Raw genomic sequence first — 15,038 nt, forward strand, 5'->3', positions numbered from 1 at the left:
TGCAGCAAGAGAGTATTTGTCGGCATCCCTCCGCCTTCCTAGCCTGAAGCCATGCCAACGCAGACGACGACGTCGGCGGTGACGGCGACCGCCGCCCCGCCCGCCCCGAACCGGCTCCGCAACTTCATCGGGGGCGAACCCGTCGACGGCGTGCGCGGCTTCGACAAGACGAACCCGGTCGACGGCTCGCTCGTCGCGATCGTGCACGAGGCGGGCGCCGACGAGGTCGACCGTGCGGTCGCCGCGGCGCGGGCCGCGCTCGAGGGCCCGTGGGGCCGCATGACGGTCGCCGACCGCACCCGCCTGCTGCGCCGGGTCGCCGACGTCATCGACCGCCGGGCCGACGAGCTCGTCGCGGCCGAGGTCGGCGACACCGGCAAGCCCGAGACCCTCGCCCGCGACCTCGACGTCGCCCGGGCGTCGGCGAACTTCCGCGCCGCGGCCGACACGGTCTCGTCGGCCGGCCTCGACTCGTACCTCACCGAGATGCCCGACGGGCGCCGCGCGCTGAACTACGCCGTGCGCAAGCCGCTCGGCGTCGTCGCGGTGATCGTGCCGTGGAACCTGCCGCTGCTGCTGCTGACGTGGAAGCTCGCCCCCGCCCTCACCGCGGGCAACACCGTCGTCGTGAAGCCCTCCGAGGAGACGCCCTCGTCGGCCACGCTCCTCGCCGAGATCCTCGTGGAGGCGGGCGTGCCCGCCGGCGTCGTGAACGTCGTGCACGGATTCGGCACCCGCTCGGCGGGCGAACTGCTGACGAGGCATCCCGGCATCGACGGGGTCACGTTCACGGGCGAGTCGTCGACCGGGTCGGCGATCATGCGAGCGGTCGCCCCGCGGGTGCGGCCGGTCTCGTTCGAGCTCGGCGGCAAGAACGCCGCCGTCGTCTTCGCCGACGCCGACCTCGATGCCGCGATCGCCGGACTCGCCCGCTCGACCTACCTCAACACGGGCCAGGTCTGCCTCTGCACCGAGCGCATCTACGTCGAGCGCTCGATCTTCGCCGATGTCGCGGCCGGGCTCGCCGAGCAGGCGTCGCGCCTGCGGCTCGGTCGCCCCGAGGACCCGGCGACGACGACCGGCCCGCTCATCTCGCAGGCGCACCGCGACAAGGTGCTCGGATACTTCGAGCTCGCCCGCGAGGAGGGCGCGACGGTGCTCGCGGGCGGCGGCGTGCCCGCCCTCGGCGGCGACCTCGACGGCGGGTCGTGGATCGAGCCGACCCTCTGGACGGGCCTCGACAACTCCCACCGCACGATGCGCGAGGAGGTCTTCGGACCGGTCGCCGCGATCGTGCCCTTCGACACCGAGGAGGAGGCGATCGCCCTCGCGAACGACACCGACTACGGGCTCGCCGCCGTGACGTGGACGAGCGACCTCACCCGCGGCCACCGCGTCGCCCAGCGGATGCGGGTCGGCATGTCGTGGGTGAACACCTGGTACCTGCGCGACCTGCGCAGCCCGTTCGGCGGTGTCGGGCTCTCCGGCGTGGGCCGCGAGGGCGGCCGGCACTCGCTCGAGTTCTACACCGAGCCGACGAACGTGTGCGTGCAGCTGTGAGCGGGCAGAGCGCGCCGGCCTGGTCTGGCGAGCACGAGGTGACGGATGCCTCGGGCGCGACGACCTCGACGATCGGGGCCCCGGACGCGGATGCCTCGTGGCGCGACGCCGACGAACGGCTGCGCGCCGCCGCCCGCACCGGCGTGGCGTGCGCCCCCGTGCGCGAGCTCATCGGCGAGACCGACGAGCGCGCGGCCTACGCCGTGCAGTCGCTCGGCGTCGAGCGGCGCCTCGCCGAGGGCCGCCGCATCGTCGGCCGCAAGATCGGGCTCACCTCGCCCGCCGTGCAGGCGCAGTTCGGCGTCTACACGCCCGACTACGGGGTGCTGCTCGACGACATGGTCTTCGCCGACCGCGAGCCGATCGACCTCGGCCGCTTCCTGCAGCCCCGCGCCGAGGCCGAGGTCGCGTTCGTGCTCGGCCGCGACCTCGACTCCCCCACGGCGCACGTCGCCGACGTGATCCGCGCGACCGAGTTCGTGCTGCCCGCGATCGAGGTCGTCGACTCCCGCATCGCGGGCTGGGACATCCGCATCACCGACACGATCGCCGACAACGCCTCGAGCGGGGCGGTCGTGCTCGGCACCACCCCGCACCGCCTCGACGGGCTCGACCTCGCGGGGGTGGGCATGCGGCTCGACCACGGCGGCGAACCCGTGTCGACCGGGTCGGGTGCCGCGTGCCTCGGCAACCCGGTGATCGCCGTCGCGTGGCTCGCCCGTGCCGTCGCGCGGCACGGCCGGCCGCTCCGTGCGGGCGAGGTCATCCTCTCGGGCGCCCTCGGCCCGATGGTCGCCGCCGCCGAGGGCGTGTTCCACGCCCGGCTCGACGGCCTCGGCGAGGTGCGGGCCGACTTCACGACCACGGAAGGAGCCGCGGCATGACGACCGGCGTCGCCATCATCGGATCCGGCAACATCGGCACCGACCTGCTCATCAAGGTCAAGCGCCTCTCGTCGACCCTGCGGGTCGTCGCGATGGCCGGCATCGACCCCGACTCCGACGGGCTCGCCCGCGCGCGCCGGCTGGGCGTCGCGACGACGCACGAGGGCGTCGACGGCCTCGTCGCCATGCCCGAGTTCGAGGACGTCGAGCTCGTCTTCGACGCGACGAGTGCGGGCGCGCACGCCCGGAACGACGCGCTGGTCCGCGACGCCGGCCGCGTCATGGTCGACCTCACCCCCGCCGCGATCGGCCCCTACGTCGTGCCCGTCGTGAACCTCGGCGAGCACCTCGGCGCGACGAACGTCAACATGGTGACGTGCGGCGGCCAGGCGACGGTGCCGATGGTGGCGGCGGTCTCGCGCGTCGCGCCCGTCGCCTACGCCGAGATCGTCGCCTCGATCTCATCGCGCTCGGCGGGCCCCGGCACGCGCGCGAACATCGACGAGTTCACGCAGACCACGGCACGCGCGCTCGAGGTCATCGGCGGCGCCGAGCGCGGCAAGGCGATCATCGTGCTGAACCCGGCCGAGCCGCCGCTCATCATGCGCGACACGGTCTACTGCCTCGTCGAGCACGACGACGGGGCCCCGCTCGACGAGGCCGCCGTGCGCGCCTCGGTCGACGCGATGGTCGCCGACGTGCAGGGCTACGTCGGCGGCTACCGGCTCAAGCAGCGGGTGCAGTTCGACCCGGTCGACGAGCCCTGCGTGCCCGCGCTCGACCGGCCGTTCCGCGGTACGCGCGTGACCCTCCTGCTCGAGGTCGCCGGCGCCGGCCACTACCTTCCCGAGTACGCGGGCAACCTCGACATCATGACCTCGGCGGCGCTGCGCACCGCCGAGCGCCTCGTCGCCGAACGCGCGACCGCCGAACCGCAGGGAGCGAGCGCATGACCGAGATCACCCCCGACGCGACATCCCCCGACGGCCCGAAGGCCTACGTGCAGGACGTCACCCTGCGCGACGGCATGCACGCCATGGCCCACCGCTACACGCTCGACCAGGTCCGCGACATCTCGCGCGCCCTCGAGGCCGCGGGCGTCGACGCGATCGAGGTCGCCCACGGCGACGGCCTCGGCGGTTCGAGCGTCGCCTACGGCCAGGGCGCGCACACCGACTGGCAGTGGATCGAGGCGGCCGCCTCGGTGCTCGAGCGTGCGAAGCTCACGACGCTGATCCTGCCCGGCATCGGCACGATCGACGACCTCGCCCGTGCCCGCGACCTCGGCGTCGCGAGCGTGCGCGTCGCCACCCACTGCACCGAGGCCGACGTCGCCGCGCAGCACATCGGCTGGGCGCGCGAGCACGGCATGGACGTCTCGGGCTTCCTCATGATGAGCCACATGAACGACCCGCGCGGCCTCGCCGAGCAGGCCCGGCTCATGGAGTCGTACGGCGCCCACTGCGTCTACGTCACCGACTCGGGCGGGCGGCTCACGATGCGGGATGTCGCCGACCGGGTCGACGCGTACCGCGAGGTGCTCGCCCCCGAGACCCAGATCGGCATCCACGCGCACGAGAACCTCTCGCTCAGCGTCGCGAACAGCGTGACCGCCGTCGAGCACGGCGCCTTCCGCGTCGACGCCTCGCTCGCGGGGCAGGGCGCGGGCGCCGGCAACTGCCCCATCGAGGCGTTCGTCGCCGTCGCCGACCTCGTCGGCTTCGAGCACGGCTGCGACCTGTTCGCCCTGCAGGATGCCGCGGAGGAACTCGTCCGTCCCCTCCAGCGCCGGCCCGTCCGGGTCGACCGCGAGACCCTCACGCTCGGCTACGCGGGCGTGTACTCGAGCTTCCTCCTGCATGCCGAGCGGGCCGCCGAGCGGCACGGGCTCGACGCCCGCGACATCCTCGTCGAACTCGGCAGCCGCCGCATGGTCGGCGGCCAGGAGGACATGATCGTCGACGTCGCGCTCGACCTCGTCGAGGCGCGGTCCGCGGCCGCCGGAGGTGCGGCGTGACCGCCGCCTCGGCCTTCGCGGCGGCCCTCGACCGCGCCCAGCGCACCGCATCGCCGACGACCCAGCTCGCCGCCGACGCGGCGATCGGCCTCGACGCCGCCTACGCGACCCAGCACGCCCTCCTCGCCCGCCGGGTCGCCCGCGGCGAACGCATCGCGGGCTTGAAGCTCGGCTTCACCTCGCGCGCCAAGGCGCAGCAGATGGGCGTCGACGACGTCATCATCGGCACCGTCACCGACGCCATGCGACTCGAGAACGGCGGGGTGTTCGACGTCTCGACGGCGATCCACCCCCGCATCGAACCCGAGGTCGCCTACCTGCTCGGCGACGACCTCGACGACCCCGCGCTCGCCGCGTCCGACGCGGTCGGCGCCGTCGCCGGGGTCGCGCCCGCGCTCGAGGTCATCGACTCGCGCTACCGCGACTTCACGTTCAGCCTCGACGACGTCGTGGCCGACAACGCCTCGGCCGCGGCGTTCGCGATCGGACCGTGGCGGTCGCCCGAGGCGGTCTGGCCGCTCGACAACCGGGCCGTCCGACTCGAGATCGACGGCCGGCTGTCGCAGGCCGGCTCGACCGCCGCGATCCTCGGCGACCCGGTGCGGGCGCTCGACGCCGCGCTCCGTCTCGCCCGCCGGCACGGCTTCGCGCTGCGCGCCGGCATGGTGCTGCTCGCGGGGGCGGCGACCGTCGCGGTGCCGCTGCCGGCCCGCGGCGTCGTCACGGCGCACGTCGCCGGGCTCGGCGAGGTCTCGGTGCGCGCGAACGGCGACGGGGGTGCGCGATGACCGACGCCCGAGGCATCCTCGTCACCGGCAAGGCGACGCCGCGCGGCCGGTTCCCGCACGCCCGGGTCTCGGGCGACCTCGTGTTCGTGTCGGGCACCTCGAGCAGGCGCCCCGACAACACGATCGCGGGCGCGGAGGCCGACGAGTTCGGCGCGACGCGGCTCGACATCGCCGTGCAGACGCGCGCCGTCATCGAGAACATCCGCGAGATCCTGTCCGAGGCGGGCTGCACGCTCGACGACCTCGTGCAGGCGACGAGCTACCTCGTCGACATGAACGACTTCGCCGGCTACAACGCGGTCTGGGCCGAGTACTTCGACGAGCGCGGGCCCGCCCGCACGACCGTCGCCGTGCACCAGCTGCCGCACCCGCACCTGCGCATCGAGATCCAGGCGATCGCGCGACGCCCCGACGCATCCCACGACCCCAGCGCCACAACTCTCGAGGAGGAGAACCAATGAGCACCATCCCACCCGTCATCGATTTCGCCGCGTGGATCAAGGAGCACGAGCACCTGCTCCAGCCCCCGGTGAACAACAAGCAGGCGTTCATCCCGATGAACGACTTCATCGTGCAGGTCGTCGGCGGCCCGAACCAGCGCACCGACTTCCACTTCGACCCGTACGAGGAGTGGTTCTACCAGTACCGGGGCAACATGCACGTCAACATCCAGACCGAGGACGGCCCGCAGCGCATCGACATCCGCGAGGGCGAGATGTGGCTGCTGCCCGGCAACGTGTACCACTCGCCCCAGCGCCCCGAGGCCGGCTCGATCGGCATCGTCATCGAGCGCATCCGCGAGGAGGGCACCCTCGAGAAGTTCGCCTGGTTCTGCCCGAACTGCAACGAGAAGGTGCACGAGGTCGAGCTGCAGGTGCGCGACATCGTCGAGGACCTGCCGCCCGTCTTCCGCGAGTTCTACGAGAGCGAAGAGGGTCGGACGTGCCCGAAGTGCGGCACCGTCCACCCCGGCAAGGGCTGAACCCGTTGGGCACGATCGACGTCCACACGCACTTCGTGCCGCACGCCTGGCCCGACCTCGCCGCCGAGGTCGGGCCCGGCGTCTGGCCGACGCTGCGGGTGGACTCCGAGCGCGAGGCGATGATCATGCTCGGCTCGAGCGAGTTCCGGCGCATCGACGACCGCTGCTGGAACGCCGAGGCGCGCCTCGCCGACATGGACGCCGACGGCGTCGAACTGCAGGTCGTCTCGCCGACCCCGCTCTTCTTCTCGTACACGGCGGCGGCCGACGAGGGCGCGAAGGTCGCACGCATCTTCAACGACCTCGCGCTCGAGCTGTGCGAGCAGGCGCCCGACCGGCTCGTGCCGTTCGCACAGGTGCCGTTGCAGAGCACCGACGCCGCGTGCGCCGAGGCGTCGCGCGCGATCGCCTCGGGCCACGCCGGCGTCGAGATCGGCAACCACGTCGGCGATCGCGACCTCGACGACGAGGGCGTCGTCACCTTCCTGCAGCACTGTGCGGCCGAGGGCATCCCCGTGTTCGTGCACCCGTGGGACATGGCGAACTCGCCCCGCCTCGACCGCTGGATGGCGCGCTGGCTCGCGGGCATGCCCGCCGAGACCCACCTGTCGATCATCTCGATGATCCTCGGCGGCGTCTTCGACCGGGTGCCCGCGTCGCTCCGCATCGCGTTCGCGCACGGCGGCGGGTCGTTCGCGTTCTGGCTCGGCCGCTTCGAGAACGCCTGGCACCAGCGGCGCGATCTCATCGGCGTCAGCGAGCGGCCGCCCTCGGACTACCTCGACCGGTTCAGCGTCGACTCCGTCGTGTTCGACCCGCCTGCGCTGCGGCTGCTCGTCGACACGCTCGGCGCCGAGCAGGTCATGGTCGGCAGCGACTACCCGTACCCGCTCGGTGAACGCCCCGTCGGATCGGTCGTCGACCGCGCCGAGTTCCTCAGCCCCGCCCAGTGCGAGGCGATCCGCCGCGGAAACGCGCTGCGGTTCCTGGGGCGGTAGCGCCCCTCGGCCACCCCTTTGGCCTCGCCTCGACCCACGATCCGGAGAACCGCACATGAGCCTCGCGACATCCCCCCAGCTCACGATCGACCGCGCGACGTGCGCCGCCCTCGACGCGGCCGACCCGCTCGCCGGGTTCCGCGAGCGATTCGACCTTCCCGCGGGCGTCGTCTACCTCGACGGCAACTCGCTCGGAGCGCTGCCGAGGGCGACGCCCGCGCATGTCGAGCGGGTCATCCGCGAGGAGTGGGGCACCGGGCTGATCCGCAGCTGGAACGACGCCGGCTGGTTCGACAAGCCGCGCGCGCTGGGCGACCGCATCGCCCCGCTCATCGGTGCCGCCCAGGGCGAGGTCGTGCTCGGCGACTCCACGTCGTCGAGCCTGTTCCAGGTCGCGGTCGCGGCGACCAGGCTGCGACCCGGCCGACGGGTGATCGTGTCGGAGCGCGGCAGCTTCCCGACCGACCTGTACATCCTCGAGGGCGTCCAGGAGCTCGCGGGCGCCGACGCCGGCGGGCCGCTCGAGCGACGGCTCATCGACGACGAGGCCGACCTCGACGACGTTCTCGGCGACGACGTCGCGGTCGTCGTGCTCACTCACGTGAACTACCGCACGGGGCGCATGTACGACCTGGCCGACGTCACCCGGCGGGTGCACGAGGCCGGCGCGCTCATGGTGTGGGACCTCTGCCACTCGGTCGGCGCCGTGCCGGTCGACCTGGCCGGCGCCGGCGCCGACTTCGCGATCGGGTGCACGTACAAGTACCTCAACGGCGGACCGGGCTCGCCCTCGTTCATCTGGGTCGCGGAGCGGCACCATGCCGAGGCGCGCCCCGCGCTCACCGGGTGGCACGGGCACGCGAGGCCGTTCGACTTCGGCCTCGACTACGCGCCGGCCGACGGGGTCGCCCGGTTCCGGGTGGGCACCCCGCAGCTGCTCTCGGTCGCGGGGCTCGAGGCGAGCCTCGACGTGTGGGCCGACGTCGATCTCGAAGCGCTGCGCGAGAAGAGCCTGCGCCTCACCGAGCTGTTCATCTCGCTCGTCGACACCCGGCTCGCGCGGTGGGACGTCGAGGTGGTCTCGCCCCGTCAGTCCGCGCGCCGCGGCAGCCAGGTCGCGCTGCGGTTCGGCGGCGACGACGGCGTGCGCGACGGGCTGCCCGAGACGGCCGACGGCTACGCGGTCATGCAGGCGATCATCGGGCGCGGCGTCATCGGCGACTTCCGCGCGCCCGACCTCATGCGTTTCGGCTTCGCCCCGCTCTACGTCTCGCACACCGATGTCTGGGACGCGGTCGCGGTGCTCGAGGACGTGCTCGCGACCGAGACCTGGCGCGAGCCGCGCTTCGCACGCCGCGGCGCCGTCACCTGAGGGGCGCTCCGGCGCTCGGCGGCGGCGCGCCTCCCCGAACGTGCACTCGCCGCCCGAGAACCGGCGACGAATGCACGCTCGAGTGCGGTCGCGCAACACAGCTGGATGCCTCGGCGCCGATGTGTACACTCAGGGCATGATGTTCGCCGGCGTGTACACCAGCGTCGGCCGGGCAACCCCGACGGTCGAGTAGGCCGGCCGGGGCCGAGTCGAGACACCGAGGCACCCCCGCATGAAGCCCACCGTGCAGACACTGCTCGCCCGCCCCGAGCTGGGCCTCGGCCTCCTCACGCCCATCGAGTCGCTGTCGGCCGGCGCACTCGACGCGCCCGTCGTGTGGGCGCACAGCTCCGACCTCGCCGACCCGACGCCGTTCCTCGACGCCGGGCACGTGCTACTCACGACCGGCACCCAGTTCGCCGAGGGCGTCGTCGGCGACGATGCGGGCGAAGCCGGGTTCGCCGACGCGTACGTCGCCCGCCTGCGCGCGACCGGCATCGCGGCGCTCGGCTTCGGCACCGAGGTCATCCGCGCCGGCACGCCCGAGGCGCTCGTGGCCGCCTGCACCGCGCAGGGCCTCCCGCTCTTCGAGGTGCCGTACCGGGTGCCGTTCATCGCCATCGCCCGCACGGTCGCCGACCTCATCGCCGAAGACGCGTACGCCCGTCAGGCGTGGGCGCTCGCGGCGCAGCGCGCGATCTCGCTCGCCGCCCTCCGGCCCGACGGCCTCTCGGCCACCCTCGCCGAGCTCTCGAACCGGCTCGGCACCTGGGTCGGGCTCATCGACGCGACCGGCACGCTCGACCGCGAGGCGCCGGCCGACGGACTGCCGCAGCCCGCGCTCGGCGAGGTCGTGGGCGAGGCCCGCTCGATGATCCGGCGCGGCCAGCGCGCGAGCCGCACCCTCGTCGCCGGCGAGTCGACCGGGGCTCCGCAGCGCATGACCCTCCAGACCCTCGGCGGCGGCGGGGCCCTGCGCGGAGTGCTCGCGATCGGCGACTCCGCCGAGCTCGACGCCGCCGGCCGGGAGGTCGTGAACGCGGTGATCGCCCTCGCCGGGCTCGCGCTCGAGCAGAACCGCGACCTCGACCGCGCCCGCGGTCACCTGCGATCGGGGCTGCTCCGCGGCATCCTCGACGGCGACACGGCGCTCGCCGAGCGCGTGTCGGCCGAGATGTGGGGGCCGCTTCCCGAGGCACCCGTGCGCGTCATGGTCACGGATGCCCCGGCCCAGGTCGACCGACTGACCGAACTGCTCGAACTGCGCGTCGAGGAGCGCGGCGGGCGACTGTTCTTCGGGCGGGACGACGAACGGTTCGTGCTCATCGTCGAGGAGGGCGACGCCCCGCTGGCCGAGGAGCTCGCGACCGAGTTCGAGCTTCCGGTCGGCGTCTCCGACCCGGTCGCCGACGCGGGCGTTCCGCAGGCGCACGAGCAGGCGCTGCGCGCCCTCGACCGGGCGCGCGAGAGCGGCGCCGGCGTCGTCAACTTCGACGAGATCAGCCGGCAGGGCGTGCTCGCCTTCCTCGCGCGCACCGACGCACGCGCCGTCGCGCTCGCGACGCTGGCCCCGCTCACCGAGCACGATGCCGCGAACGGCACGACGCTCGTCGAGACCACGCGGACCTGGCTCGAGCACGGCGGCCAGTTCGACGCCACCGCGCAGGAGCTCGGCGTGCACCGGCACACGGTGCGCAGCCGCATCGCCCTCGCCGAGCGGCTGCTCGGGCGCGACCTCTCGGGCTTCCACGCGCGCGCCGACCTGTGGGCGGCACTGCTCGCGGTCGAGTAGCGCGGCGCTCGGCGCGCACCCCGCTCGGGAGGTCCCCGCGGCCGGGCGGCAGGTCACCGGGCCCGGCTGCGATGCCGCTCCGGCGCCATTGCGCGCGGGCACTCCGTCCACCCCGAGCCACTGACGCATCCTGCTCGAAGAGCAGTCTTCACATTCAGAAATCGTCAGGTCAACCCTTGCCGCTGACGCAGAGAATCGCTACGGTCATCCTATCTTTCCCTACGAAGGAGCCCGCAATGATGCGAATCTGGCCAGTGAAGACGCTGATTTCCACCTCAATCATCGGAGCAATGATCGGCGCGGCGGCGATCGTCGCCGCACCGGCGAACGCGGCTCCTGATGTTCGAACGATCACTCCGGCGTCGGCGGGGCCGACCGGCATCGACGCTGTCATCCCCCGCCCGACCGACTGGACCGCGGGTGACGGGACCGTCGGCCTCACCCGCGCCTCACGGCTGCTCGTCGACGGGCCGTCGCGCGACCTCGCACTGCTGCCCGGGGGCGAGGCCGCCTTCCCCGGCCCGGTCGCCGAGGTCACCCAGGATCTCGCGAAGCGCGTCGCGGCCGAGCTGCGAGACCTCACGGGGCTGCCGCTCAAGACCACGGGCGAGGTCGGCAAGGCCGCCGAGGGCGACATCGTGCTGCGGCTCGTCGACGACGAGGCGCTCGGCGCCGAGGGCTATCGCTGGTCGAGCGACGGCCCGATCGTCATCGAGGCGTCGACGACGAACGGCCTCTTCTACGGCACGCGCACCCTCGTGCAGCTGCTCGAAGCCGACGACGACCACCGCGACGTGCCGCGGGCGACGTCGACCGATGTGCCGACGCAGGCCGTGCGCATGATCCAGCTCGACGCCGGCCGCAAGTACTGGTCGATGGAGTCCCTCGAGAACCTGCTGCGCCGCATGGGGCAGCTCAGGCTCAACACGCTCTTCCTCCACCTGTCCGACTCGGAGGGCTTCCGCCTGTACAGCGAGAAGTTCCCCGGGCTCGCCGACCCCGAGCACTCGTACAGCCGGGAGGACATCGACCGGCTCAAGGCCCTCGCCGCCGAGCAGCACGTGCAGCTCATGGGCGGCATCGACGTGCCCGGGCATGCGACGGTCATCAGCGACGCGTTCGGCATCGGCTTCGGCTCGGGCGATGGCGCCTGCACGCAGGCGCACACCCACTCGCACCTCACCCCCGACTGGATCATCGACATGACCCGCGAGGACGCGGTCGCGAAGACCGCCGAGATCGTCGACGAGTTCTCGTCGTGGTTCGACGCCCCGCTCTTCTCGATCGGCGCCGACGAGCTGCCCGGCCAGCTCGCGAACTGCCCCCGTGTGGCGCAGGCGATCGCCGACGATCCCGAGATCGACACCCTCGGCGACCTGCTCACGAGATACATCAACACCCTCGACGCGGTCATCACCGAGAACGGGGCGCGCACCGCGATCTACAACGGCGTCGAGCACATGTCGACGCCGAAGCAGGATCTCAACGCCTCGGTGGTCGACCTCACCTGGGAGGGCACGGGCGCAGGCCCGGCCATCCCGGGGCACGACGAGATCGCGATCGGTCCCTTCTACCTGACGCCGAACAACTACCACAACCTCTACCCCGACGTCGCCTGGATGTACGACGAGTGGGCGCCGAACACGGAGGCGGACCTGCTCGGCTCGGGCATGCCGCACTGGGCCGACTACAACTTCTGGTCGGAGGACGCGTACTGGGAGCAGCTGAGCGCGCTGCCCCGGGCGGTGCTCGCCGACCGCTCGTGGAACGGCTCGGCGACGCCCGACGACCTCGCTGCGTTCACCGCGCGCTTCGACGCCCTCGCCGCTCCGGCCGGCCTCACGACGCCCGATCGGCCGAAGCGGGTCGACGACGGCGAGCCGTCGCACCGCTGGACGTTCGACGAGGCCGAGTACCCCTCGGGCTGGACGTGGGCCGGCAGCCCGGGAAACACGATCTTCGCCGAGGACGCGGCGGGCGACCTGCCGGGCTCGACCTACATCATCAACAACCCGACCCTCGTCGACGGCGGGGTGAAGGGCGAGACGTTCCGGTTCGACCACAACCGCGACGGCGTCGGGTTCGGCGGGGTCGACGTCGCCGAGCCGTGGACGGTCTCGACGTGGGTCAAGCTCTCGTCCGACGCGGGCGAGCAGGTGCTGCTGACCTCGAAGGCGGGCGCGCTCAAGCTGCGCCAGACCGGCACCGGCAAGGTCGGATTCACCGAGTACGGCGTCGCCGACCACTCGTTCGAGTTCACCCTTCCGGCCGGGCGGTGGGTGCAGCTGACCTGGGTCGCGACGGAGGGCGAGACGACGCTCTACGCCGACGGCGCACGCGTGGGTCGGATCGCCGCGTCGATCCCGCTGCCCCTGCGCTCGGTCGGCACCCCGTCGGCGAGCCTGCGCGGCGACCTCGACGAGCTGACCACGTGGGACGAGGCGCTCGACGGCGACCAGGTCGCCGGCTGGTTCGACGGGTACGACGTACCGGCGTGGGACTACACCGCGTCGACCGCCTCGCTCAACTCGCACGAGAGCCCCGAATGGTTCGACGACGACAAGTTCGGCATCTTCGTCCACTGGGGCCCGTACTCGGTGCCCGCCTGGGGGCCGCGCGGCTCGTACGCCGAGTGGTACTGGAACTACATGAACTCGAACGGCTCGGCGACGAACCAGTATCACCGGGCGACGTACGGCGCCGACTACCCGTACGACCGGTTCATCGACGAGTGGAAGGCCGAGGAGTTCGACCCCGAGGCCTGGGTCGACCTCTTCAAGGACGCGGGTGCGAAGTACTTCGTGCTCACCTCGAAGCACCATGACGGCACCGCCCTCTGGGACAGCGATGTGAGCGGACGCGACACGGTCGACCTCGGCCCGAAGCGCGATCTCGCCGGTGAACTGTTCTCGGCCGCCCGCGACGACGGCGAGCTCAAGGCGGGCTTCTACTACTCGCTCTACGAGTGGTACAACCCGGCCTACACGGGCAAGCCGGCCCGCAATCCGTACACCGGTGCCGAGGTGCCGTACACGGGCGCCCCGACGGGGGTGGACTACGTCGACGACTACATGCTTCCGCAGATGCGCGAGCTCATCGACAAGTACGACCCCGACATCCTGTGGTGCGACGGGCAGTGGGAGAAGCCCGCCTCGTACTGGAAGACGGCGGGCGTCATCGCCGAGTACTACAACCGGGCGAAGAACGGCGAGGAGCCGCACGAGGTCGCCGTCGCGAACCGGTGCAAGATCGACTCCGGATCGCTCGACTCGACGGAGCTCGACTTCCAGACGCCCGAGTACACGGTCAAGCCCGACATCGACACGAACAAGTGGGAGTCGAGCCGCGGCATCGCGCACTCGTACGGCTACAACCAGAACGAGCCGATCGAGGACTACCTCACGAGCGACCAGCTCGTGGAGTCGCTCGTCGACATCGTGAGCAAGAACGGCAATCTGCTGCTCGATGTCGGACCGAAGGCCGACGGCACCATCCCCGAGCTGCAGGCCGAGCGACTGCGCGACATCGGCGCATGGCTCGACGTCAACGGCGAGGCGATCTACGGCACGACCTATTGGAACCGGGCCGACGAGCCCGCGTCCGACGTCCCGGTTCGGTACACCCAGCGCGACGGATCGCTCTACGCGACGGCCCTCGACTGGCCGGGCGAGCACCTCACGCTCGGCGGCGACCTGCCGTTCGGGGACGACACCTCGGTGAAGCTGCTCGGCTCCGACGGGACGGCGCTCGACTGGGCGCGCAACTCGGCCGGTGAGGTCGAGGTCGAGATGCCCGCCGACGGTGCCGACGCCACGACGTCGACCCACGCGTTCACCTTCGAGATCTCGAACCCGGGCGCCGACAGCCTCCTGCGCACGACCGTCCGGGTGCCCGAGGCGGTGCAGCGCGGAAAGACGGTCGTCGGGTCGGCCGTCATCGCCAACCCCTCGTCGAAGGCGTCAGCGAAGGCGGAGCTCGAGATCGCCGGACCGAAGGGATGGACCGTGCAGGCGGGCGGCGCCTCGGTGCCCGCACTCGGCCCGGGCGAGTCCTACGTTGTGCCGATCACGATCTCGGTGCCGGCGGGCGCCGATGCCGCGAGCGGCCGCATCGTCGTGACGACCACGACGGACGGTGTGTCGACATCGGCCGCCGCGACCGTGAAGATCGCACTGCCCAACCTCGCGAAGGGCAAGCCGGCGACGCAGTCGAGCATCGCGTGGGACGGCGTGCCCGCGCGCGCGGTCGACGGCGACCGCAACGGCGCCTTCTCCGGCAACTCGGTGACCCACACCTCGGAGCCGTCGAAGGAAGCCTGGTGGCAGGTCGACCTCGGCGAGAGCGCCGAACTCGACCGCGTGGAGATCTACAACCGCACGGACTGCTGCGGCGAACGTCTCTCGAACTACTGGGTCATGACTTCTGACGTGCCGTTCACGGCGAGCACGCTCGCCGATGCGCGGGCAGAGGCCGACACGGCGATCCGCGTCGCCGAACAGGCCGGTCGACCGTCGGTCATCGACCTGCCCGACGGGGCGACCGGGCGCTACGTGCGCATCCAGCTCGAGTCCGCCACCCTGCCGCTCTCGCTCGCCGAGGTCGAGGTGCTCGGGACACCGGCGGGCGGCTGAGGCCGCCCGTGGGC

11 protein-coding genes are annotated in these 15,038 nt (G+C 72.3%); all 11 read left to right on the top strand.

Features of this window, described 5'->3' with window-relative positions; all coding sequences use genetic code 11:
- The first annotated feature begins 51 nt into the window (after positions 1-51).
- Entirely contained in the window at positions 52-1,560 is a 1,509-nt protein-coding gene (locus tag LR269_RS00070) for a 2-hydroxymuconic semialdehyde dehydrogenase (protein ID WP_231428678.1), read from the top strand.
- Positions 1,557-2,444, top strand: coding sequence for a fumarylacetoacetate hydrolase family protein (locus tag LR269_RS18925; protein ID WP_308191566.1), 888 nt, complete (start codon positions 1,557-1,559; stop codon positions 2,442-2,444). Before LR269_RS00070 ends, LR269_RS18925 begins: the two co-directional genes overlap by 4 nt.
- Positions 2,441-3,397, top strand: a complete 957-nt coding sequence (locus LR269_RS00080; RefSeq protein ID WP_231428679.1) for an acetaldehyde dehydrogenase (acetylating) — start codon at positions 2,441-2,443, stop codon at positions 3,395-3,397. Before LR269_RS18925 ends, LR269_RS00080 begins: the two co-directional genes overlap by 4 nt.
- Positions 3,394-4,461: a 4-hydroxy-2-oxovalerate aldolase gene (dmpG, locus tag LR269_RS00085; protein WP_231428680.1), complete on the top strand. Its 1,068-nt coding sequence runs from the start codon at positions 3,394-3,396 to the stop codon at positions 4,459-4,461. The genes LR269_RS00080 and dmpG overlap by 4 nt, the downstream gene beginning before the upstream one ends.
- Positions 4,458-5,249 (top strand): 2-keto-4-pentenoate hydratase, encoded by a 792-nt coding sequence (locus LR269_RS00090; protein ID WP_231428681.1) that lies wholly within the window; start codon positions 4,458-4,460, stop codon positions 5,247-5,249. The genes dmpG and LR269_RS00090 overlap by 4 nt, the downstream gene beginning before the upstream one ends.
- The gene (locus tag LR269_RS00095) at positions 5,246-5,710 is read left to right on the top strand and encodes a RidA family protein (protein WP_231428682.1); all 465 of its coding nucleotides are present in this window, start codon (positions 5,246-5,248) and stop codon (positions 5,708-5,710) included. Before LR269_RS00090 ends, LR269_RS00095 begins: the two co-directional genes overlap by 4 nt.
- The gene (locus LR269_RS00100; RefSeq protein ID WP_231428683.1) at positions 5,707-6,231 is read left to right on the top strand and encodes a 3-hydroxyanthranilate 3,4-dioxygenase; all 525 of its coding nucleotides are present in this window, start codon (positions 5,707-5,709) and stop codon (positions 6,229-6,231) included. Before LR269_RS00095 ends, LR269_RS00100 begins: the two co-directional genes overlap by 4 nt.
- 5 nt (positions 6,232-6,236) lie before the next feature.
- The gene (locus LR269_RS00105; RefSeq protein ID WP_231428684.1) at positions 6,237-7,229 is read left to right on the top strand and encodes an amidohydrolase family protein; all 993 of its coding nucleotides are present in this window, start codon (positions 6,237-6,239) and stop codon (positions 7,227-7,229) included.
- A 55-nt stretch (positions 7,230-7,284) separates the two neighbouring features.
- Positions 7,285-8,601: a kynureninase gene (gene kynU / locus LR269_RS00110; protein ID WP_231428685.1), complete on the top strand. Its 1,317-nt coding sequence runs from the start codon at positions 7,285-7,287 to the stop codon at positions 8,599-8,601.
- A gap of 232 nt (positions 8,602-8,833) precedes the next feature.
- Positions 8,834-10,393, top strand: coding sequence for a PucR family transcriptional regulator ligand-binding domain-containing protein (locus LR269_RS00115; RefSeq protein WP_231428686.1), 1,560 nt, complete (start codon positions 8,834-8,836; stop codon positions 10,391-10,393).
- A gap of 290 nt (positions 10,394-10,683) precedes the next feature.
- Complete coding sequence (locus LR269_RS00120; RefSeq protein ID WP_231428687.1) at positions 10,684-15,024, top strand: alpha-L-fucosidase; 4,341 nt, start codon at positions 10,684-10,686, stop codon at positions 15,022-15,024.
- Positions 15,025-15,038 lie beyond the last annotated feature (14 nt).

Source organism: Agromyces sp. S2-1-8 (assembly GCF_021129215.1).
Lineage (GTDB): Bacteria > Actinomycetota > Actinomycetes > Actinomycetales > Microbacteriaceae > Agromyces > Agromyces chromiiresistens.

Coding starts and splice junctions, on each gene's coding strand:
- LR269_RS00095 (WP_231428682.1), top strand. CDS start 5,246: ATGACCGACGCCCGAGGCATCCTCGTCACCGGCAAGGCGACGCCGCGC.
- LR269_RS00115 (WP_231428686.1), top strand. CDS start 8,834: ATGAAGCCCACCGTGCAGACACTGCTCGCCCGCCCCGAGCTGGGCCTC.
- dmpG (WP_231428680.1), top strand. CDS start 3,394: ATGACCGAGATCACCCCCGACGCGACATCCCCCGACGGCCCGAAGGCC.
- kynU (WP_231428685.1), top strand. CDS start 7,285: ATGAGCCTCGCGACATCCCCCCAGCTCACGATCGACCGCGCGACGTGC.
- LR269_RS00070 (WP_231428678.1), top strand. CDS start 52: ATGCCAACGCAGACGACGACGTCGGCGGTGACGGCGACCGCCGCCCCG.
- LR269_RS00120 (WP_231428687.1), top strand. CDS start 10,684: ATGATCGGCGCGGCGGCGATCGTCGCCGCACCGGCGAACGCGGCTCCT.
- LR269_RS00080 (WP_231428679.1), top strand. CDS start 2,441: ATGACGACCGGCGTCGCCATCATCGGATCCGGCAACATCGGCACCGAC.
- LR269_RS00100 (WP_231428683.1), top strand. CDS start 5,707: ATGAGCACCATCCCACCCGTCATCGATTTCGCCGCGTGGATCAAGGAG.